The sequence below is a fragment of the Psychrobacter sp. JCM 18903 genome, from assembly GCF_000586475.1.
GTDB lineage: Bacteria > Pseudomonadota > Gammaproteobacteria > Pseudomonadales > Moraxellaceae > Psychrobacter.
In genome coordinates, this window is the sequence record NZ_BAWJ01000004.1 from 83187 (window position 1) to 104492 (window position 21306).

A 21306-nucleotide genomic window follows, 5' to 3' on the forward strand; every position below is an offset into this window, starting at 1 on the left:
AAAAAGGCGTCACTTAATGTTAAAACAAGCTTTAGTCCTATTTTTTATACTACCTTTAACGGCTATGGCTGCCCCTGTAGTAGAAGGTGTCTATGTCAGCGGCACCAATAAAAAAGTACACCTAAGCAGTTTTGAATATGAGGGTGCTAAACACTACGAGCTGTTCCTTGCTAATATGATTGGCGACTCTAGCTTTGTTGTCGCTAGCAAAGCTAAACCCATCCAAGACAATAGCACTGTTGTTTTTACAGTACCAGAGAGTGGTTATCTAGACTATCAGTCTAACTTAGGTTGCCAAGTTGAAGCGAGATTTTCACCCAATGAAATTCAGTTAAAGAACTTAAGCAACTGTACGTCTACTGAAAGGGCGTTTAACGGCTCTTATGTCTATTCAAAGCAGTCCAGCATTGTTCCTAAAAAGTACCAAGGCTCTTGGGGAGACTGCGATCTCCCTAAAGCAATTCGTGAGCCAGCATTTTTAAGTGATAGCAAAGGTTCTTCAAATGGTACTCAGCGATTTAAAGTTATTAGAGTAGATCCTACATCTTCAAATGAGTTGAATGTCACAGGTGCTTTTTATTATGAAGCTGACCCAGTTATACACACGATAAATTATAAATATTTACCGGATAAAAGTGTACGTGTCAAAGCTGATTGGAATGACAACTCATCACTTTATAAAAAATGTCGTAACTAGCTTCACATTTCTTAGGCAATACTAATATACATATAGAATATAGTTGGTTTTTATATCTCACCTAAAAGGAAATTGGTAAATGGCTCAAGTTAATTTTGTGATGGTCAGAAGTCCTAAGCTTATTAAAAATAATCAGATTGGCTATGGTTGGGCGAGCGTTAATTTTTCTCAATTTGAGACTGTCAAAGATTTAATTGACCAAGGATTCAAAGGTATCGGTAGAGGGCGACAAACCAATCAAATAAAACGCTATTTTAATCTTAAGCAAGGTGACTATGTGATTGTTCCTTTTTCTGGAGCAGTTGCTGTTGCGGAAATAATTGGTGAGAAAAGTTATCAACCTGTTACCGAAGGCATTCAGTATGGGGAGAATAGAATATCTGTCAGATATCTAAAGCATAAGGATGGTTACTTTATCCCTAGAGGTAACTTATCAACTGCTCTGCAAAACAGACTTAAAATACGCATGACTGTTTGTGATTTGAATGAGTTTTCGGATGAGTTATATAAGCATATAGAGTCGATTAAGAACGACAAGCTATATACATGGAATAATGAACAAGAACTTAAAATACAGCAAAATACTGAGAATTTTAAAGTTGATCTACTATCTAGATTGCGCAGTAATAAAGATATAAACCTTCAGTCTGGTGGCATTGGTCTTGAACACCTTATTAAAGAAATTTTAGAAGCTAAAAACTACACTGCACGTATACCTGCGAAAAATGAGAAATCGGGCATACAAGATGTCGATGTCATTGCGACACGTTTTTCAGAATTCTCAGAAAAGAAGGAAGGCATTTTTATTCAAGTTAAGCACCATGATGGTACAACAGGGAATCATGGTATAAAGCAAGTTGCAGAGTATGAGGTCAATGAAGATGATTACTCCCAAATCGATAAAGTTCTGATTACCACTGCCGACTTTAAAAATAATGATTTTGCAGATTTGCACAATGTTACTGTATTAGCAGGAGCTGATTTCGTCAACTGGATATACGATAACCTTAATCTGTTATCAGATGACAGTCTCTCATCACTCGGGATATCGAGCTTGCCTACGTTGCTATAACAAAGATGAAAGGTATGTGCGACATAGGTTGTATAAACCGTCATAAGTATCCATAGATATCGAGTGATCGTACAGATGTCAGTCGCTAATGTTAACTTCTAATAATAATTTATTAAGTTCAATCAAAGGAACAGTGAAATGGATATGGACATTACGGCAAAAACATTCGGTGGGCAAGGTGGGCGTGATGAGTTTCAGCGTAAAAGCATTGCTGAGAAAGCTATCAAGCTTTTAAAATCTGATATAGATATTTCACCAATGGTTATCGATGGTAGTTGGGGAACAGGAAAAACTGAGTTTTGCCATAAACTGATCAATCTGATGAAAGAAGGCAGTACGCACAATATAATTTATATCGATGCTTTTAAAGCTGATCACGTTGATGAGCCTTTAATGACCGTACTAGCAGAAATTATTAAAATATTACCTGAAGGTCCACGCAGAAAAGCTTTTATAAATAGAGTATTGCCAGCTGTACGCTATACCATTAAAACAGTCGCTAAAGCTGGTGTTTCTCATATTCTGAGACAAGACTTTGCTGATCTTGCAAATGATTTTGATGAAGTAATTCAAAAAGCAGCTGATGACTCAATAGATAAAACGGCAGAGCTCATACTAAAAGACCATGTGGAGGCAGAAAAGAGTTTACAGACGTTACAAACTGCTCTAACTGCTATCGCATCCCAAGATCCTATTATTATATTTATCGACGAACTTGATCGATGTAGACCAAATTTTGCAGTCGACATGCTCGAGATAATCAAACATACCTTTGATGTTGAAGGTGTTAGCTTCGTACTTGTTACTAATACTCAGCAGTTGAGAGCTTCTATAAACCATTGCTATGGTCAGGCGGTTGATGCACAACGTTACTTAGATAAATTTATAAAGTTTAGGTTTGAATTGTCTGCACATTCTATTAGGGATTTGAACTATCCTGTGTTAGCAGCTACTGATCACTTTTTTAAACTAGCAAGAGATAAAGAGTGCTTACCTAATGAGCTTTTAGGAAAAGAACATTTTAGAAAAGCGATCGAACATCTGGTTAAACATCAAAATCTCTCTCTTAGAGAAATAGAAACACTAATTTTGCATATACAAATTGTACAGAATCTTTCTAATTCAGAGACATTTTCTGAAAGGATGTACTTTGGTTACGTCTTGCTACGACTGATTGCTGTGATGTTAGTTTGCTTTCGACCTTCAATCTTAAGCAGAATTAAACACGAACACATTGATGCTAGTTTATTAGGTGATTTTCTAGGAGTAAAAGAGATTCCAGTCATTAATGATGGAAGTCTCAGTCATCAATATATCGTTAGGCCCGAAGCTTTTGAAGTGATGATGGTGGTTCTTGCAAGAGATTGCACCCAGAATACAGAAAATTATACACCAAGTGACGACAAGCTAGAAGAATGGGCTTTATATATGGATAGGTTTATGGATGGCACGCCATATAAAGGTAGAGCGATAAAACTAATATTAGAAACAGCAAATATAATGGCTTTTGGCTAATAGGAGTACATGATGACATCAGCCATTAATTTTGCAGAAGAATTTAGCTCAAAAATTCCTGCCTTAACCTTACTCACTACACTGGGCTATGAGTTTATTCCGCCCAACCAATGCATTACCATGCGCTCAAAGACTGTCTCAAATAAGGCCACTGACCAAGTGGTGCTATTGCCGATTATGCATACGTTTTTATCCAAACAGACTTTTATTTTTGAGGGCAAGCTACATCCTTTATCAGACAGCGCCATTGATAAAATCATGCACGAGCTAAATCCCGCCATGAACTTAGGCTTGCAGACAGCAAATGAGCAGCTGTATAACGCCATGCTCTATGGCGTGACGGTGACTGAGTTTATCGACGGCAAAAAGACTTCGCAAACCATTGCTTTGATAGATTGGAATAATATCAATAATAACGCCTTTCACTTTACCGAAGAGTTTGTAGTACAGAATGCCGAGGGTACAGGCAACATCATTCCTGATATCGTCTGCTTTGTGAACGGTCTACCGCTGACAGTGATTGAAGCCAAACGTCCTGACGCCAGTAAGGTAGGGCAATCGACGAATGCGCAAGCTGTCTCGCAGCACATTCGTAATCAAGGTCAAAAACAAATCCCACATCTATTTGCCTATAGCCAATTATTGCTAGCGGTAAATGGTCATGACGGGCTGTATGGGACTTGCGGTACGCCTGAGAAGTTTTGGGCAAAATGGATCGAAGAAGAGATCCAAGAGCCTGAGTTCCACCGTCTAAAAAACCAAAAGCTCAGTGATGAGCAGCTAAGTCGTCTATTTGGTCATCGTCCTGCTTCTGCAAAACAAAACTATTTATCTTTAGTAGATGGTGGTGAGTTAGTCGTTACTGATCAAGACCGCTTAATAATCAGCTTATTGCAGCCTGAGCGTTTGCTTGAGATGACGCGTATGTTCACCTTGTTTGATAAGAAGGCGGGCAAAATTGTTGCCCGTTATCAGCAAGTCTTTGGTATCAAAGCCCTGATTAAACGTATCAGCAGTTTCGATACTTCTAATCACAAGCAGGGTAGTCGGCAAGGTGGGGTGATTTGGCATACTACTGGTAGTGGTAAATCCTTTACGATGGTGTTCTTCTCTAAGGCGCTTATTTGGTTAGAAGAGCTTGCGAAGTGCCGAGTCATCGTCGTCACGGATCGTGTTGATCTAGAAACCCAGCTCAGCCAAACCTTTGCTTCGGGTGGCGTGCTCAGTGATCGCGACAAAACGGATGCGATGGCTACCTCTGGTCGCCGTCTAGCACAACAAATCGGTCACGGTAACGAGCGCGTTATCTTCTCTATTATTAATAAGTTTGGCTCAGCGGTTAAGTATGATGAGTGCTATAACGACAGCCCAAATATCATTGTCATGGTCGATGAAGGTCACCGTAGCCAAAACGGTGAGAACAATATTCGCATGAGCCAAGCGTTGCCAAACGCCGCTTTTATTGCCTTTACAGGTACGCCGTTACTGAAAGATGACAAGACCGAAAACAAATTCGGTAGCATCATTCACTCTTATACCATGCAGCAAGCGGTCAAAGACAAAACCGTTACCCCACTGTTATACGAAGAGCGTATCCCTGAGCTCAATACCAATGACCAAGCTATTGATGCTTGGTTTGACCGTATTACCCAAAAGCTTACCGATGATCAAAAAACTGATCTTAAACGTAAGTTCTCACAAAAAGGTCAAATCTATCAGGTTGAAGGTCGTATTGAGCTGATCGCTCATGACATCTCTGATCATTTCCAGAACTTTAAACAGCAGCACCTAAAGGGTCAGTTGGCTTGTGACTCTAAAGCCTCTGCTATCCGCTATAAAATGGCCTTAGATAAGATTGGCAAAGTGACCTCAGTGGTCGCTATGTCGCCACCTGATACCCGTGAAGGGCATGACACTGTCGATGGCGAATCAAAAGACATTGTTCAGAATTGGTGGCAAGCCAATGTCGCCAAAGAGTATGGCGGTGATGAAAAAGCCTATACCAAAGCTATCATAAAGGCCTTTAGTCAAGATGATGGCCCTGACATTATGATTGTCGTTGATAAGCTATTAACGGGCTTTGATGAGCCAAAAAACACCGTGCTATATATCGATAAGCCTTTAAAGCAGCACAACCTCATTCAGGCGATTGCACGGGTAAACCGCTTGCATGAGAAAAAGCGTTTTGGTTATCTGATTGATTATCGTGGCATCTTAAAAGAGCTGGATATCACCATTGAGAAATACCAAGACTTAGCCGAGCGTACACAAGGTGGCTTCGATATCGAAGACCTTAAAGGTCTATATAACGCGATGGATACTGAGTATAAGCAGCTACCCAGACTGCATAGCGAACTGTGGGCAATATTCTCTTCGGTGAAGAATAAGCAGGATGGGCAAGCGTTAAGACAGGTGCTTGCACCAAAAATGCAGGAAATCGATGGCAGAGTAGTCGATACCAAGCTTAAAGAGCGTGATGATTTTTATGCAGCTTTGACAGAGTTTTCTAACGCCATGAAAATTGCGTTGCAATCGGCGTCTTTCTTTGAAGATAAGTCATTCGATAGTAAGCGTGATCGCTACAAAGCCGATCTAAAAGCCTTTGTTAATCTACGTAAGCAAGTGCGCGAGGATGCTGATGAAACCATCGATTACGATGAGTATGAAGCGGATATTCGAAGCTTGCTTGATAAGCATATCGCTGGACTTGAGGTTCGTGAGGCAAAAGGTGCATACTTGGTTGGCAACTTAGGTAAAGATGTTAAGCCTGAAGAATTAAGCGATGATGAAGCCCGTAACCAAACGGATAAAATCACTGGTCGGGTGACCAAGATGATTGAGCAGGATTTGGCTGATGACCCTTATGCCCAAGAGTATTTTTCTAAATTGCTTAAGCAAGCGATTGCGGATGCCAAAGCCATGTTCGATGCACCAGTGAAGCAGTACATGATGTTTGCTGATTTTGAGCAAGCTGTCAAAGACCGTGATGTCGCCGATGTACCAAATGAGTTTATCGATAATAGCGGCAAATTAAACAAACATGCTCAGGCGTATTTTGGTCTGTTTAAGCACTTATTTGATACTGATTTCTTGATAGATAAAGAGTTAGATAACGACAAGCTAGTTGCTTACGCCTTTGAGATTGATAATATTGTTAAGACAGCAGTGGCTGAGTATTCTATTAACCCAGCAGAAATTGAAAATGCTATTAGTGTCAAATTGCTGCCGATGTTATTTATGGATTTGGGTATCGATAAAGCGCAACAGCTCATTGAGGAAGTGCTAAAGATTACCCGTCTTGGACTTTCAAGAGATAAGTAGCCTAAGAGCAGCAAGAGGGTAGTAGGTAATGACTGAGAATGGCGTATTTTATTATGGTCAAGATAAGATTGATTATGAAGTCGTGCGTAAAGAAGCAACTTATAAAGAAAAGATAAATAAGCCTGAAAGCGACAAGCTGATTGCTAAAAAGGCTAAGCCTCGAAAAGTAGTCATTAAAGTACATCCTGATCAGCGTGTGGTTGCCACCGCACCTATCGATGCCAGCGAAGAAGTAATACATAACGCGATGATGAAGCGTGCTCGCTGGATATGGCAAAGCCTACAGGACTTTGCCAAGCAACAAGATCATGTATTACCTAAGCGTTATGTTAGCGGTGAAACCCAGTTTTATCTGGGTCGTCGTTATGTGTTAAAAGTGATAACCGATGCAGAAGCTAACGATGTGATAAACAGTACTGTGAAGCTTAGTCGCGGTAAGTTGAATGTAGAATTGTCTCAAAGTGATTCTAGGTTGGACGATGAAGAACGAGCCGCTCTCGTAAAAAGCCTTATTGACAAATGGTATAAAAATAAATTTAGGTCGATCTCTAGAGAGAGGCTTGAAGCCTTGCTGCATAAGGCCTCATGGGTTGATAGTAGTCCTTCAATAAAATTAATGACTATGAAAAAGCAATGGGGGAGCTGCTCAATTAAAGGCAATTTAATATTAAATCCTCATTTAATAAAAGCCCCAAAGGAGTGCATTGATTACGTGATATTGCATGAGCTGTGTCATATAGCTGAGCATAATCATAGCGAGAACTTTTGGCGCCTATTAACGCAAGTAATGCCGAACTGGAAAGAGGTGAAGGCTAGGCTCGACGGGATGGCTGAGTTTTACTTGAATGAGTAAAATTTGGAGCTAGATAGTTTAAGATGGTTTTTTGGAAAAGTATCAGCCTCCGATATACTCGAGGCGCTTCACTACAGCATCCGCTTTAAGGTGTTATCCTTTTTAATGTAATGATGATACAAAGCCATAGCAGTGTGGACAATGATTAGTGCTGTCAGCATCCAAGCCAGTGGTGCATGCAGTTGACCCAGCGTTGCCGCCCAAGCAACCTTTTCACCTTCAGCAAAGATATCAAAGCCGAATGCGGTTAGGCCATAGCCTCCACCAATCATTATCATGATTCCAGCTAGCGGCAGCAGTAACATACACGCGTAAAGCAAACCATGACCAGCGATAACCAGCTTGGCAGTGGTTGGCTCGTGTACTGGACGTTGATGGCGTTGCGAAGCGACCCACATCAGTCTCAGGACAACTAATACGAGCAATAGAACACCAATAGAAACATGCCAAGGCACTAACGTCTGACCGATCCAATGCTCGCCGTCGCTGATACGGTCAGTGAACTTAAGTAACTGCCAGAAGATTAATACTGTCATACTCCAGTGAAAAAATTTGCTAATGCGACCATAGCGCTCTTTCGAATCAATATTCATAACCTTTTCTTCTTGTATTGGCTGTGATGCTCAATTAAGCCCATTCGATAACAAGCGTCTCTTTGCCAGCCATACGTAGCAAATGATCACTGACAACTTGCTGTAATTTTGGCAACTGCTCGGTATCACTTTTGAGTGTTACTATCAGTAAGTCAGTACAATACATCTGACAGACACCCATGGGCAGCTCAATCTCACCTTTATCTGAGCTTAGGGTAACGGGCAGCTTATGTGCCAGTGCTTGCACAGTCGATTCATTATTTGCTGCGGATTTTGTGTTTGTATCGTTGCGCTAGATGTTAGCATAATTAAATACCCTTATTATTAATGATAGAAACTTACCGTCTAAAACTCGTTAAGCAATACTTTCTACAATACCACCTTCAACCCGTAGTGCTGAACCCGTGGTTGCGCTCGCTTGTGTTGAGGCAATATAGACACTCATGTTGGCAATTTCTTCAGGGGTTGCAAAACGCTTAAGTAGCGTTGATGGACGGTTCTCATCTAAGAATACGCCTTCCATCTCCTCCGCTGAGACGCCGCGCTCATCCGCCAGTTCTTGCATCATGGCTTTTGCGCCCTCGGTTCGAGTCGGTCCTGGCAAAATACTATTCACTGTCACACCGCTGCCCGCTAACACTTTGGCAAGACCACGTGATACGCTTGAATAGCTGCTTTAGTCACGCCGTAGTGCACCATTTCAGCTGGGATATTCAATGCCGATTCACTAGAGATAAACTGAATACGACCCCAACCTTTTTCCTTCATTGCTTTTGCATAATGCCGCGACAGACGGACACCGCTCATGACATTAATTTGGAACATCTCCTCCCAAGCATTGTCATCAATATCAAAGAAAGGGGTGGCGCCATAAATCCCTAGATTGTTCACTAAGATATCTACTTCTGGCAAGGTGTTGATAATTGTCTGACAGCCACCAGCCGTCCCCGCATCAGCAACAATGCCTTTTATATTATTGGCATCATTAACAGCATCAGCTTGTTGAAGCTGTTTGATCGCCTCATCAACGCCAGCTTGATCGCGACCAACGATAGTGACTTGTGCGCCAGCTTTGGCAAGACCTGTTGCAATAGCGAGGCCAATACCCGCAGTTGAACCTGTGACGAGTGCTGTTTTTCCATTAAGGTCGATGTTCATAATATTTCTCCGTTTATAAATAATTTTTGTCTATGTATGTTTGCTGCTTTGTGAGTATCAGTTTATAAAGAATTAAATGAATATCAGATTAATAAATTTAGCCAAACTGAAAGGCTGAAATCTGAGTTTTCATGACTTGCTGAGAATATGTTTTCTTACCTCTATCTGTTCCTGCTGCCCCTACGGCAACCATTAAAGGTAGCAAATGCTCCTCCGCACCTAATAGATGAGAATCCAATGCATGAGGTGCCTCTGGCCAATTAGCAAGCGCTGCAAAGCGCTCATCTGCATTAGCTGCAACTGCTGTCGTTAGCCACTCGTCAAATATTACTGACGGTGCGGTAAAACTCGAATCACCATAGCCGCGCATATTATGAAAGCTCATACCACTGCCTACGATCAACACGCCTTCATCACGTAGTGAGGCAAGCGCTTGGCCCGCTCTTAGATGTACTTTTGGGTCTAAATCATGACGCAGAGATAGCTGTACTACTGGAATATCGGCGTCAGGGAACATCAGTTTCAGTGGAATAAACACCCCATGATCAAAACCTCTGGAACTGTCCTGCTTATTGCTTAAACCAGCATCGATGAGCAAATGACCAATCCGCTCAGCCAGTACTGGCGCACCAGCTGCTGGATAAGTCAGCTGATACGTATGCTCAGGGAAGCCAGAGTAATCATAAATCAGCTCAGGCTGCTTGCTGGCAGTAATACTAAACTCCCGCGTTTGCCAATGGGCACTGACTATTAAAATAGCTTTGGGACGCTCTGGCAAACCATTTGAGCTATTAGTTAAAAAGTCAGCCATCTGATCCCAAGTGTCTGCTGGTTGCCAATCCATAAAAAAACAAGGCCCGGCACCATGAGGTATAAACAATACAGGTTGCTTGACTGTGGTTGATTCATTATTCATGAACTTTACTCCTTTATCTTGCTAAATATGTTCAGGCCCTGTGGGCACGATTCCATTGGGATTTAACGCTTTGATAGAGTAATAGCCTGCTTTGATGTGCTTGATACTCACCGTCTCTGAAATGCCATCAAGCGCTAAGATTCGTAGCATATAAGCATGTAGAGAACTCATATCTTTGATCAAGTTACGGTTGCATTTAAATAGACCGTGATAAGCGGCATCAAAACGTACTAAAGTCACAAACAGTCGAATATCTGTTTCCGTCAGCTGCTCACCAAATAGATAATGACGACCATCACTCAGGCGCGCCTCAAGCATATCTAAGGTGTCAAATACTTGCTGATAAGCTTCTTCATAAGCCCCTTGTGTCGTCGCAAATCCTGCTTTGTATACGCCGTTGTTTAAATTCTCATAGATAACTAAGTTTAGGGCTTCGATATCATCAGCAAGCTCTTTTGGAAACAAGTCAACGTAATTTGGCACGAGTTCTGTAAAAGCGGTATTTAGCATACGTAAGATATCAGCAGACTCATTATTAACGATAGTATTGGTTTTTTTGTCCCAAAGCACAGGTACAGTCGCGCGTCCGGTAAATTGAGGGTCTGCTTTGGTATAAAGTTGATGAGCAAATTGGGCATGATTAATAGGATCACTGTCAGCACCGTCAAAGCCACCAAACTGCCAGCCTTGATTGCCAAGCTGCGGATTGACCACGGTAATATCGATTATATCTTGCAGACCTTTTAACTGACGTGCCATCAAGGTACGTGAGGCCCAAGGGCAAATCAGCGCTACGTATAGATGATAGCGGTCTTTTTCTGCTTTAAAGCCCCCAGTACCCGTTGGTCCTGCTTGTCCATCAGCAGTAATCCAATGACGGAACGATGAGGTTTGACGAATAAAACGCCCTTGTTCGTCTTCTGCTTGTACCGGTTGCCAGTCTTCAGTCCAATTGCCATTGATTAACATAATACTTACTCCTAGTCAGATGATTGCTTTTAAAAAGCATGACCCTACTTTACCATCAACATAAAAAAAGAGTAAGATAGGTGATATTGATTAATTAACAACATATCGTTGATAATGGCTTTATTGTTCAATTTCGATAGTTAAAGAAAAACAGGGCAAAATATGGATAGAATCGATGCGATGCGTGCCTTTGTAGCGGTGGTGACCGAAGGCAGCTTCACTAATGCGGCAAATACTCTGCAACTGTCACCTCAATTGGTGAGCAAATATGTCTCTAAGTTGGAGGAGCAGCTAAATAATCGTCTGCTGAATCGTACCACCCGTAAAGTAAGCCTCACCGAAGCTGGTAGTCATTACTTTGGTCATGCGCAGCAGATTTTATTGAGTATGGATGATATGGAGTCGCAACTAAGTGGTTTGCAGCAAAACCCTAAAGGTGTGTTGCGCATAAGTGCGCCAGTATCTTTTGCTTTAAAACATATGGCTAAATTAGTCACTGACTTTCAGATCCGTTATCCATTGGTCACAGTCGATCTACAATTGACTGATCGTAAAGTCGATATTGTTGAAGAAGGGTTTGATATTGCACTGCGTATAGGTCAACTGAAAAGCTCATCACTTATTGCGAAGGAAGTGGCACCTATTCGTGTGGTTCTGTGTGCGTCGCCTGAATATTTGAAAAAGCATGACACACTCGATAAGCCTGAAGATTTAGAGAATCATCGCTATTTACATTATAGCTATATGAACATGGACGCGAAGGAAGAGGTCTACCAATTATTAAAGGCGAAGATTCTCAAGCAAGGTAGTGAGTTTCTTAGTAATAACGGTGATGTGTTGGTAGAAGGAGCTATTGAAGGTGCAGGATTGGTATTACAGCCGACATTTATTGTCAGTGAAGCAGTTAGCAGTGGCAAGCTGGTGATAGTATTGCCTGAACTTGAACCTAAACGCTTAGGTTTATATGCCGTCTACGCCCATAGAAAGCTACTACCGCACAAAGTCAGGTGTTTTATCGATTTTATGGAAGGCTATTATGGAGCGCCGCCTTATTGGGATGAGTCTATAGCCAAAAGCCAGTCGCTCAGTAATACGTGAGGCACTGGATAACTAGCTTCTCCTAAGATAGATGCGGCTTGCTATTTTTTATGCTACTACACTTTACAGCGGTTGAGATATTGCTGTTAGTATCCGCTTGTAACTATCCCCTAAACTAACACAGCGATTATTTTATTGGGACGTTATGAATCCACGTATTTTTTAAGTCCAGCGCAAGCACATATCACTTGGATTCTAAAGGGCGTTGATGGTATTGAAAAAGACTATGAGCATTTTTCGCCACCATTTTTGTTAGCCTTGGACGAGGTGTATAACAAAATTCGCAATCTAAATTACCGCTACATGCCTGCTGGTACGTTGTTCCCTGAAGAGGTGCAGCAGTACGACCTCTATATCATCCGTGAAGCATTAAGTAATGCCATTGGTCATCAAGACTATCGTCTGGGTAGACTAGCTGACTTTGATAAGATGCTGACTAATAAATTACCGCAAGTACTAAATGATAAACAGCGTAAAAACAAGGTGCGTAATCTATTACAGAAAATGTGCCGTGATAGCCTAGTGGCTTCTAAAGATCAAACTTGGTATCTTGCAGATAGCTAGAAGTGGCTAAACGTAGCTAGGTGCGGTTAAGGACAGCAAAAAAATAAGCCGCGTAGTGCGGCTTATTTTCTATCCTTGATCAGTGAATCCGATCAGCATCTTACTCTCAATCCAAGCAGCCACTTCGCTTTCTACCCATGCTACACGTCCCTTTGATAGCTTTACTTGAATAGGGAAAGTAGGATCGTAGCGTTTAGATTTCTTGTCTAGCATATCGTAAATGGTAGTACTGCTAAGTCCTGTATGGTACGTTACTTCTTTTAATGGCAACATTCGTGGTAAGCATAATGCACTGAGATTAGCGGTGTTGTTTTGGTCATTAATATTCAAGTTTTCCATGATTGCTCCTTATAAGTGAATGAGAGTGTTTCCTCTCATACAGTTACCGAGTCCCATATTTTTTTACGGCATCCCATTCAGACCAATGGTTAGCCTTAAATCAATCAATAAAAAAAGGAGCTGAATAGTCAGCTCCTTCTTATACCGCATATCTTCCTCAATTTCTTTAGCTTACAGCTGTCACGCTTTGCCGCAGCCCTTGCTCAATGCTAGTCACGTTATGAGTGGCTAACCCGTTCTGATAACTCCCCTGTTGGCTATTGCTTACGTCATCTGTCTCCATGGGATAAAATTCTTCAGCCACATCAAGTAAGCCATCGTTATCAATTTCAAAGGATGAATTGACGTAACCCTGTTTTGCAGCCTCTTCTAGCGCTGCTTGATCAAAGCCGTGTTCGCTAAGCTCCGCATCAATTGCCTGCGCATCTTGCACTGCTTGCTTTAGTGTCACACCATCACGCAGCGTTAAATCGACAAAGTAAATTGGCGTCCGATAGCTTTGTGTGGTGCTTTTGCCTCTTAGGGTTAATTGCAGTGGTAAGCAGGACAGCTTATTACCTGACACCGCAGCAAAGTAGCTCAGCCGTGCGGCAAGCGTGCGAATACTATTAAAGCCTGTGGTGCGAAAGATAAACGTGCCTAACTCGTCGTCTTCACTGAGATTAACGTACAAGCGACCATATGGTTTACAAGCACCGCCTTGCGCTAATGGGCAACGATCAGGTGATGGGCAAGGCAGTGTTTCCACGCCATTGTTTGTACGGCGTTGACACTGCTCACCGTCACCCACGCATAGTGGCCGTCCGGTTTGTCTATCGAACAAGGTGTACTCAGCTCGCAGGTTTAGCTCAGGATCGTTAAACAACATGCGTACCGGTATGTGTCTCAGCTTACCGTTACTGTGCTCGCGTAGCTTTTCATCTAGTGGATGATTGATCCAGCCATCCTTGTTCTGCACTTGACTGGTAATGGTGAATTGATCGTCTTTAGCAGGCAAACGCTTACCATCTTTTTGAATGACACGTCCAATACTGATACGACCTAGAACTGGTGGGGTTATGGTTAGACCTTTAATCATGATGATATTCCTTATAGTTTTAATAAAATGTGTTTAGCCATAAAAAAGCCCACCGATTAGGGTGGGCAGTTATGCGCTTGTTTTGGTTAAGTGTAGTAGGTTTCTGCTTAATCGTTCAAAATGACGAAGCGGCGACTACCTTGCTTGGTTTTACTAAATTTAGCCAACAGCTCAGGATGCGCTTTGATAACGGCCTTGCTATCAAGACCGATACTATCTTTCGAGCGTTTCCAAGAAATAGCGCCTTTTTCAAACACAGCGACTTCATCAGCTGCAATCAGTGTTTGCAGCTGATGCTTTACCTGATCATGGCGCTTCTCTAGCTCTTGCATGTAATCACGATAACTCAGCAGTTGCTCAAATAACTTATTGGCACCATCGTCATCTCGTAGATCAACCTTGCTTGACGGCTTAGGCGTTGGATAAAGCAGCTTTAAGGCTTTGGCAGCTGACTCGCTATGATCAGGCGTTGGTGGGGTGTCGGTCTGCACGTATTGCCAGAACTGACGCTCATGCTCCATGATGGACTCAATCAAGCGCTCATCACGCTCAACCTTGTATATCTTGGCTTCATGTCCACAAAGTAGCACACAGATATGCGCCGCAGTTTTACCAGTGACCGCCAGCTGATGCTGCACTTGGCAGGTGACGTATAACGGCACGCCATGCTTCCAGAGCTTGGCACCATGTTCACCAGCGGTTTTACACTCTAAAATCTGTACCTCATCATTGCCTGTTACTGCATAATCTAAATTGGCTAGCATAAAGTGCTTGTCAGGGTCGGCGTGTTGCAAGACGGCATTTACCCGACGAACTTTATTACCTGTATGCTCTTGGTAGTATTTAGCGACCATTGGTTCAAGCGTATTACCCCAGTACAATGGAGAATAACCCTCAATACTCTCATCAATGTTTGAGCTCATGCGTCCCGTCTTAATCATCCATAGCTCAAGCATGGATAGGTACGGATGAATCCCACATGCAGCGGCAGCATCAGAGCTACCAACACCTTGCTTTCGAACGGCTAACCAGTCTTCACGGCTCAAGCCCTTGGTACTGACAAGACGTTTAGCGTTGGTTGATTGAGTCGATGGCACCAAAGGCGTTGGGTGCTCAATGTTGGCTTTCGTGTTTGAAGGTATGCGCATTGTTTTTGCTTTAACAGTTGAACGCTTTGCGCGTCTTGGCTGAGTAGTGCTGTGTAGTGCGATCATGTTCATGGCAAATTCCTTAGATAAATTGATTATTGGTATTCAATGAAATAAGCGACATAAAAAACCACGCTCGAAGGCGTGGTTGATTGTATTGTCAGATTTTAAATGTGGCTGGTTAAGCCAGCAACAGTAGTGATTCTTCTAGACCCTTTTGTTTAAGCTTAGCGCCAGAGCCAAACCAAGCACCGTCTAATCGATGATCTCTCGACATCGCCCGTCTTTCATGATCGACGTATTCAGTGATACTGCATAGCAAGCCATAAGCGGTATCTTTGGCAGCATCAAGATCGGCTCCGCGACCTTGACCGTTAAACATATTCATCACCTGATTCATCGCCTTGGCATTGGGCACCGCGTCTTTCTCTTTCTTAGCACTGTTAAACAGAATGATGTCATTGTCCTGATCGTTGAATACACGGCTTAAATAATTGGCGGCTTCTGCTTGAGTCACACGGCGCTCAGATAACTGCTTCATCTCATAGCTGTGTTCATCCCATTGTTTAACTGACACGCCTAGTTGCTGCTTGACCTTGTCCGCATCAAAGGAGGTGCTATGCGGTACTTTTACTGCGCCTCCGCTTCCGTTAGCTAAGCTGATTGCTAAGGTGTTATTACAGACCACACGGATCGATGTGAACTGAGCAGTAGTCGCTAGCGTGCCATCACAAGCGGTGGCCAGTAACAAGTAACCATTACTGACATCTTTACCCTTAAGCGTTGCTGACTGCCCTGTACGAGCCAATGCCCACATCTTACGACCGCCCTTTAAGATTCCTGCCGTTTCAAGCTCAAATTCAGACTGCTCGGTAAGATCACGATAGAACTCTAGAATCTCACGCGGCTGTACTTCCTGATAGCGTTGACTGACCACCGATAACGGCTCAAAGTTATCACTACGGTACAACACCTTTTGCTCAGTAAAGGGCAGAATCAGGTTATGCCCTTTGTCATTGTTTGCCATATAACTGACGTCTGAGGATTCTATACGCCAGTCCATACCCGCTTGCTTTGCCCAGATCTCGATAGCTGCTTGGGAGCAAGCTCATTACCCAAGCCATGCCAAGGGGTTTCGCCAACGTATGCCATTGATTCGATTAAATGTGCCATGATCATTATCCTTTTAGATTTGATTAGAATTATGGGTTATATGGATAAGTTAAATACTGAAAGTTCTTGAGCAGGTATTGCAGGTGTAACTGGGCTTTGCTGCCAAAACGAGTAAGGGTGGCTGTTGAAGCTTGTCTTTAGCCAAGCTAATAGCAGAAGCCAGTGCCGTTCCTACCACCACACCGATTGCTGAATTGATTTTGTAGTACTTACAGATACTCACACCAAGACCTGATAGGGCAGATTGTGAGCACAGCTGTTCGAAGATATTAAAGGGGCTGTCAGTATCGGTAGTGCTTCTGACGTTCGCTGAATGACAGTGTGGGCAAATGGGTCTCATAAATAGCTCCTTTTAGATTGCGCATAAAAAAAGGCCTGCGATTAAGCAGGCCTTTGATTAGGATGGATTGGGGTTAAACAGTCAGGAGAGCGATGCTTCCTGACTGATCTCATAGGAATACTATATATCTAAAAATATTTTGATATGGGCAAGGCTCTGTTTTTTACTTTTCTTTAAATTCACCATGTCCAAATGTTTGCATCTTAGGCACCCAAACTTTAAGTTTTTGTCCGTATTTGTCAGACTTTGTCAAATACCCTGCTACAGTAAAAGCGTTCTCAACCTCCCTAGGGTTATCACGGTGTATTCTACCAATACCTAGCTTTCCATCTTTTCCATAAGTGCGCTTGGTTTCAGCATCGTTAGAGTTATGATAGGTACCGACGCCCTTTGTGATCTCTTGCCACTTCTCACCTATCGCTTTAGCGATATACCAGTCAGAATATCTTTTTGAATTATCATACGTTAAAACTAAATGGCAGTGAAAACCACCATCTTTATAGCCTTGCTCTAATGCCCATGCATAACCAGTTTTATGTTTGAAACAAGAGTCTTCCGTAGTAATAAGCCTTCTGAGTTTTTTTATATGATTATGGAAATCAAAAATAGTTACATTATGACGTTGGTCTTTTAAATACTTTAGCTCAATAAAGATAATCAATACTCTTGATCTATTTTCAATTAAACTTTTAAAGTATAAGTCCAAGCCTTTTTTATTCTTTTTTTCTTGATAAATCCAATCATATTTCTCTCTCATGATACTATTTTTATAGTCCAAAAGCTCTGTAATGAGCTTTTGGGTCATCTCATAATCCCAAATAACATCGTAAGGATGTGTAGTGCCAATAAAAATAATGGAACTGTTAATAAGTGCATTAATAGCTTGAGAGTAATTTGCAGTATCATGTAAGTAATACATGAGCATGAACGGACGATATAACTCGTTCAATTTATTTTGAAAGCTTTTACAACTAAGATTTTTGAATAACACGTTTTTAACGAGTTTATCGACATCACTGGTAAGTCTAGATTGATCAGTAGTGAGATATGACATTGTAGTACTCCTATGAAATTAATGGTTCATAGGGTTTTAGTAAATTGTATTATTATAATGCTAGTAGCTAAGAGAGTAGCTCTTAGCTAAACAATGACCAGTTAAAAAATACTGATATATATTGATATTGTAATACCAACCTAATACAGCTTGCTTAATACTTTGTTATTTAAAGGCTACCTTGAAATCTTATATGATTTGCTAGAGGAAAATCCTTATTTCTCTAGAAATATTATCGAGGATAGTTACCTGAGAAATAGCATCATACATCTAAGCTTCTATTATAATGAAAATCCTTCAGTTTATAAGGTTCGAATGGCCGTTAACGCTATAAAAATATTATAAAGATAACGGGTAAATATTACTTTTTTATTATATAATTTCTATTAAAATTCTAGAACCATAATACTAAAATATCACTCGTGATATTACCATTTAACAACATAAAGAGCCTTGTATGTCATTACAATTTAATAATGAAAACTCTCAAGTGAGATATAACAATAAAAGTTATTTTGATAAAAACATCAGGTCTTTAACAGAAAGACAAGTTAAATGGATGCAAACATATCTAGCTTATAAAGTGAATGTTAGCTTTTCAAGTAATGGATCAAGTGACCGTCATGAAGAATTAATGAACCAACTATCTAGACATGAAAATTTTAAAGACTATGTGTCTGATGCTTATTCGGAAATGACTTATAAACTTGTGCCTGAACAGAATTTTGAATGGCTTGTCGATAATTTAAGAAGCCAGATTTTCGTTTTGAACATTTTAAGTAAAGAGAAGGGTTATATTTATTTTGACATAAATAGTAATAATTTAATGGAGGAGATTTATAGTTTCTTTGATAATAAAGATAATGCTAATAATTTGGAATCTAAAATATTTTTACTAAGTGATATGCAGAAAAGATGGTCTTCTATTATTAGGAGTGAAAACTATTCTAAATGGCTGGTTGAAAGTGATATATTACATATAGAGTGGACTAAAGATTATTTAAGAAAGGTTGGTATTTACAATAAATCAGTAAGAAATAATAAATCTTCAAAGGAAACGAGAAACCATATTTTGGCTTCTTTGGATCTTATAGATCATCCAGTATCTGAGATTATGAATGATAATTATATTAATTACAGATCAAGCGATCGTAAAGAAATAATTATTGATAAAATGAAACGAGCTTGGAGCCAGCAAAAATACCGAAGCGCTGGTAAAACAAAAAAGGCGTATCACCTACCACTGACAAAAAAAACCAAAGCTAAATTAGAGAAAATGGCTCAAGTACAAGGGCTGTCAGAGACAGCCATGCTTGATATATTAATTAATCGCTTTTATGACCTAGATTACGTCGATGTTGATGGCAAGGAGTTATACTAACGCTTATTAATATATCCTTGTAGCTCATCTGCTGTGATTCCTTGATCTAACAATGCTTTAATCAGATCCTGCTTATCAGCGTTTTGTAATAAGTTAGGCTGCTTACTTTTCAGGGACTGTTCAATTTGCAGCCGCGCTGTCTGAAAGTCTACGACCTCGCCTGTACCTCTGAGCAGGTCTAAAAAGTCTGCCCAAACTTGCATAATCTTACGACGCTCTTCTAAGTGCTGCGCGTGGTTATAAACTGCGCGAATACTGCTTTTTTTATCATGCGCCATCTGCTTTTCGATTGCATCACCCATGTAACCAAGCTCGTTTAAGTTAGTTGAGGCGATGTGGCGGAAGCCATGCCCAGTTTGTTTACCCGCATATCCAATTATGTCTAGCGCATTATTAATGAACTCTGCACTATAAGGCTGGTGCATGCCTGTATTGTAGAACACGTATTCATATTGACCCGTAATTGTTTTCATCTCCTCTAGTACTGCTAGCATTTGATCAGATAAGGGAACGACGTGCTTACGCGCGATTTTTAGGTTATCAATATCGACCCGCCATAGGCGGTTGGGAAAGTCGATGTGTTCCCACTTCATCATACGCAGCTCGATAGTGCGACAGAAAGAGTAGGCTAGAAACTTCATGGCTAGGCGTGTCTGATCGTGACCATGATAGCTCTCAATATCTTGCAGGAGTTTGGGTAGCTCTTTAAGGTCAACGTGCTTCATGTGCTGGCTTTTGGCTTTAGGATAAAGCTCTTTGAGGCCCTCCGTATGAATCGTATCGATTAAGCGCTCTCTCTTAGCTCTCCTAAGAATATTAGTAATAAGGTCAATCGTACGTCTAGTTACTTCTCTTGGGGGTGAGCCTTCATCGGTTGTCCTATTCTCTATCTGATCTGCCATGAATTTACAGTCTTCAAAGGTCACATCCCTCAAAGCTATACCATTAAAGCTAGGTATGACGTCTTTGTGCATACGGTTGTAGTCTTGCTGGTAGGTGCGAGGCTTTACGTTGCGCTCACGCTCCTCTAGCCATTCAAGCGCATAATCATTGAACATTTTAGCTTGCTCATTTGCAAGCTTATCTTGACGTTTTTTATTCTTGGGATTGATCCCACTAGTTACTAAAGCTTTGATATCAGAGTTCGCTATTCTTGCTTCTGCTAAGCTTATCTGTGGGTATGCACCTAAAGTAGTTTTCTGCTGCTTACCATCAAAACGATATGCGCTTATCCAAGTCTTCGTTCCTGAGCTACGTACTAATAGCTGTAGCCCTTGCTGATCGCTATATTTATCTGGACGGGCAGGGGTACAATTATCAGTTGGTTTGAGCTTACGAATTTTGGCATCACTTAACATGTTGGTCTATTCCTATACCTACGAGCTATATGCTTAAAGCGTTAAGAGGGTTATGTTGGTCTACAGCATATAAATCTAGATCGAATGTTGGTCTAATTACGGCGTATATGAATAATAGACCAACGAATAGACCAACACAAGCGACGGGATAGGTGTGTCACGTTGGGTTGAATTGGGAAAATAGCAGGCATAAAAAACGCTAGACGCGTTATTTATAAAGGGTTTGATTGGTATATGGGTCGAATTAGGGAAAGGTGGGAAAACTAATATTTTATAAGATTGGCGGTGAAGGAGGGATTCGAACCTCGATACGCTATTAACGCATACACACTTTCCAGGCGTGCGGTTTCAGCCACTCACCCACTTCACCGTTTTTAGACGGCTTAGTATAGCGGATACTGTCTAGAATGTCACGACTTGCACCTTATCTTTCTTTATTTACAAACGCCTGCTACGATAGCGTATACGTAATGACAAGTATAGATGGTTGAAAGTTGAATGATAAGTTTCGGTAGGCTCAATGCCCGTTTGAAAAACAGTATTACAATGACCGTGATGGCGGTGGTCGTAAGCATAACTTCAGCACATGCTGATGACTTTACTCAGTGTAGCGAGTCTTTTTATGGCGGTGTCTATCCTGAGTTTATTAATACCAAGCTAAGCAACAAAACCCAAGCTT

18 protein-coding genes, 1 tRNA gene and 2 pseudogenes are annotated in these 21306 nt (G+C 41.2%); 8 read left to right on the plus strand and 13 right to left on the minus strand.

The window, feature by feature from the left end; genetic code table 11:
* The first annotated feature begins 16 nt into the window (after window positions 1-16).
* From TT12_RS04000 to TT12_RS04020, 5 genes are all read left to right on the plus strand, one after another.
* Window positions 17-697, plus strand: a complete 681-nt coding sequence (locus tag TT12_RS04000; RefSeq protein WP_045452391.1) for a hypothetical protein — start codon at window positions 17-19, stop codon at window positions 695-697.
* Between the two features lie 79 nt (window positions 698-776).
* The gene (locus tag TT12_RS04005) at window positions 777-1769 is read left to right on the plus strand and encodes a restriction endonuclease (RefSeq protein ID WP_045452393.1); all 993 of its coding nucleotides are present in this window, start codon (window positions 777-779) and stop codon (window positions 1767-1769) included.
* 138 nt (window positions 1770-1907) lie between these two features.
* Window positions 1908-3284 carry a KAP family P-loop NTPase fold protein gene (locus TT12_RS04010; protein ID WP_201605858.1) on the plus strand — a complete coding sequence of 459 codons (1377 nt, stop codon included), beginning with the start codon at window positions 1908-1910 and terminating at the stop codon, window positions 3282-3284.
* A 9-nt stretch (window positions 3285-3293) separates the two neighbouring features.
* Complete coding sequence (locus TT12_RS04015; RefSeq protein ID WP_045452395.1) at window positions 3294-6605, plus strand: type I restriction endonuclease subunit R; 3312 nt, start codon at window positions 3294-3296, stop codon at window positions 6603-6605.
* 28 nt (window positions 6606-6633) lie between these two features.
* Window positions 6634-7458: a M48 family metallopeptidase gene (locus TT12_RS04020; RefSeq protein WP_045452396.1), complete on the plus strand. Its 825-nt coding sequence runs from the start codon at window positions 6634-6636 to the stop codon at window positions 7456-7458.
* 71 nt (window positions 7459-7529) lie between these two features.
* Here the strand turns inward: TT12_RS04020 and TT12_RS16540 are convergent, their stop codons facing one another.
* The 5 genes and pseudogenes from TT12_RS16540 to TT12_RS04045 form a co-directional block, all read right to left on the minus strand.
* Complete coding sequence (locus tag TT12_RS16540) at window positions 7530-8051, minus strand: cytochrome b (RefSeq protein WP_045452398.1); 522 nt, start codon at window positions 8049-8051, stop codon at window positions 7530-7532.
* Between the two features lie 34 nt (window positions 8052-8085).
* The gene (locus tag TT12_RS16545; protein ID WP_243443354.1) at window positions 8086-8298 is read right to left on the minus strand and encodes a DUF2218 domain-containing protein; all 213 of its coding nucleotides are present in this window, start codon (window positions 8296-8298) and stop codon (window positions 8086-8088) included.
* Between the two features lie 108 nt (window positions 8299-8406).
* A pseudogene (locus TT12_RS04035) lies at window positions 8407-9209 on the minus strand (SDR family NAD(P)-dependent oxidoreductase).
* 97 nt (window positions 9210-9306) lie between these two features.
* Window positions 9307-10125: a DODA-type extradiol aromatic ring-opening family dioxygenase gene (locus TT12_RS04040; RefSeq protein ID WP_045452399.1), complete on the minus strand. Its 819-nt coding sequence runs from the start codon at window positions 10123-10125 to the stop codon at window positions 9307-9309.
* Window positions 10126-10146: 21 nt separating this feature from the next.
* Window positions 10147-11094, minus strand: coding sequence for a glutathione S-transferase family protein (locus tag TT12_RS04045; RefSeq protein ID WP_045452401.1), 948 nt, complete (start codon window positions 11092-11094; stop codon window positions 10147-10149).
* A 162-nt stretch (window positions 11095-11256) separates the two neighbouring features.
* Between TT12_RS04045 and TT12_RS04050 the strand changes: the two genes are divergently transcribed.
* Both TT12_RS04050 and TT12_RS04055 read left to right on the plus strand, forming a co-directional pair.
* Entirely contained in the window at window positions 11257-12192 is a 936-nt protein-coding gene (locus tag TT12_RS04050) for a LysR family transcriptional regulator (RefSeq protein WP_045452403.1), read from the plus strand.
* 135 nt (window positions 12193-12327) lie between these two features.
* On the plus strand, window positions 12328-12756 hold the full coding sequence (locus TT12_RS04055) for a hypothetical protein (RefSeq protein WP_045452405.1): 429 nt from the start codon (window positions 12328-12330) through the stop codon (window positions 12754-12756).
* A 69-nt stretch (window positions 12757-12825) separates the two neighbouring features.
* On the opposite strand, the gene TT12_RS04060 is transcribed toward TT12_RS04055, so the two are convergent.
* The 6 genes and pseudogenes from TT12_RS04060 to TT12_RS04080 all read right to left on the minus strand — a co-directional run bounded on the left by TT12_RS04060 (window position 12826) and on the right by TT12_RS04080 (window position 17888).
* Entirely contained in the window at window positions 12826-13095 is a 270-nt protein-coding gene (locus TT12_RS04060) for a helix-turn-helix transcriptional regulator (protein WP_045452406.1), read from the minus strand.
* Window positions 13096-13261: 166 nt separating this feature from the next.
* On the minus strand, window positions 13262-14173 hold the full coding sequence (locus TT12_RS04065) for a recombination directionality factor (protein ID WP_045452408.1): 912 nt from the start codon (window positions 14171-14173) through the stop codon (window positions 13262-13264).
* 107 nt (window positions 14174-14280) lie between these two features.
* Complete coding sequence (locus TT12_RS04070) at window positions 14281-15393, minus strand: YqaJ viral recombinase family nuclease (protein ID WP_201605860.1); 1113 nt, start codon at window positions 15391-15393, stop codon at window positions 14281-14283.
* Window positions 15394-15502: 109 nt separating this feature from the next.
* Window positions 15503-16494 (minus strand): annotated as a pseudogene (locus TT12_RS04075) (DUF932 domain-containing protein).
* 49 nt (window positions 16495-16543) lie between these two features.
* A complete protein-coding gene (locus TT12_RS15265; protein WP_201605863.1) occupies window positions 16544-16834 on the minus strand; it encodes a hypothetical protein in 291 nt (96 codons plus the stop codon).
* Window positions 16835-16997: 163 nt separating this feature from the next.
* Entirely contained in the window at window positions 16998-17888 is an 891-nt protein-coding gene (locus tag TT12_RS04080) for a YagK/YfjJ domain-containing protein (protein ID WP_045452409.1), read from the minus strand.
* 457 nt (window positions 17889-18345) lie between these two features.
* Between TT12_RS04080 and TT12_RS04085 the strand changes: the two genes are divergently transcribed.
* Complete coding sequence (locus TT12_RS04085; protein ID WP_045452411.1) at window positions 18346-19269, plus strand: CBS domain-containing protein; 924 nt, start codon at window positions 18346-18348, stop codon at window positions 19267-19269.
* Here TT12_RS04085 and TT12_RS04090 read toward each other — a convergent pair.
* On the minus strand, window positions 19266-20627 hold the full coding sequence (locus TT12_RS04090) for a tyrosine-type recombinase/integrase (RefSeq protein ID WP_201605865.1): 1362 nt from the start codon (window positions 20625-20627) through the stop codon (window positions 19266-19268). The two genes, TT12_RS04085 and TT12_RS04090, sit on opposite strands and share 4 nt — an antisense overlap.
* A 280-nt stretch (window positions 20628-20907) precedes the next feature.
* Window positions 20908-20997, minus strand: a tRNA-Ser gene (locus TT12_RS04095).
* Window positions 20998-21306 lie beyond the last annotated feature (309 nt).

Excerpts from the sequence above, each read along its gene's own strand:
- TT12_RS04070 (WP_201605860.1), bottom strand. The coding sequence starts at position 15,393 with ATGAACATGATCGCACTACACAGCACTACTCAGCCAAGACGCGCAAAG.
- TT12_RS04020 (WP_045452396.1), top strand. The coding sequence starts at position 6,634 with ATGACTGAGAATGGCGTATTTTATTATGGTCAAGATAAGATTGATTAT.
- TT12_RS04050 (WP_045452403.1), top strand. The coding sequence starts at position 11,257 with ATGGATAGAATCGATGCGATGCGTGCCTTTGTAGCGGTGGTGACCGAA.
- TT12_RS04080 (WP_045452409.1), bottom strand. The coding sequence starts at position 17,888 with ATGTCATATCTCACTACTGATCAATCTAGACTTACCAGTGATGTCGAT.
- TT12_RS04085 (WP_045452411.1), top strand. The coding sequence starts at position 18,346 with ATGTCATTACAATTTAATAATGAAAACTCTCAAGTGAGATATAACAAT.
- TT12_RS04045 (WP_045452401.1), bottom strand. The coding sequence starts at position 11,094 with ATGTTAATCAATGGCAATTGGACTGAAGACTGGCAACCGGTACAAGCA.
- TT12_RS04015 (WP_045452395.1), top strand. The coding sequence starts at position 3,294 with ATGATGACATCAGCCATTAATTTTGCAGAAGAATTTAGCTCAAAAATT.
- TT12_RS04005 (WP_045452393.1), top strand. The coding sequence starts at position 777 with ATGGCTCAAGTTAATTTTGTGATGGTCAGAAGTCCTAAGCTTATTAAA.
- TT12_RS04010 (WP_201605858.1), top strand. The coding sequence starts at position 1,908 with ATGGATATGGACATTACGGCAAAAACATTCGGTGGGCAAGGTGGGCGT.
- TT12_RS16540 (WP_045452398.1), bottom strand. The coding sequence starts at position 8,051 with ATGAATATTGATTCGAAAGAGCGCTATGGTCGCATTAGCAAATTTTTT.
- TT12_RS04090 (WP_201605865.1), bottom strand. The coding sequence starts at position 20,627 with ATGTTAAGTGATGCCAAAATTCGTAAGCTCAAACCAACTGATAATTGT.
- TT12_RS15265 (WP_201605863.1), bottom strand. The coding sequence starts at position 16,834 with ATGAGACCCATTTGCCCACACTGTCATTCAGCGAACGTCAGAAGCACT.
- TT12_RS04065 (WP_045452408.1), bottom strand. The coding sequence starts at position 14,173 with ATGATTAAAGGTCTAACCATAACCCCACCAGTTCTAGGTCGTATCAGT.
- TT12_RS04040 (WP_045452399.1), bottom strand. The coding sequence starts at position 10,125 with ATGAATAATGAATCAACCACAGTCAAGCAACCTGTATTGTTTATACCT.
- TT12_RS04060 (WP_045452406.1), bottom strand. The coding sequence starts at position 13,095 with ATGGAAAACTTGAATATTAATGACCAAAACAACACCGCTAATCTCAGT.
- TT12_RS04000 (WP_045452391.1), top strand. The coding sequence starts at position 17 with ATGTTAAAACAAGCTTTAGTCCTATTTTTTATACTACCTTTAACGGCT.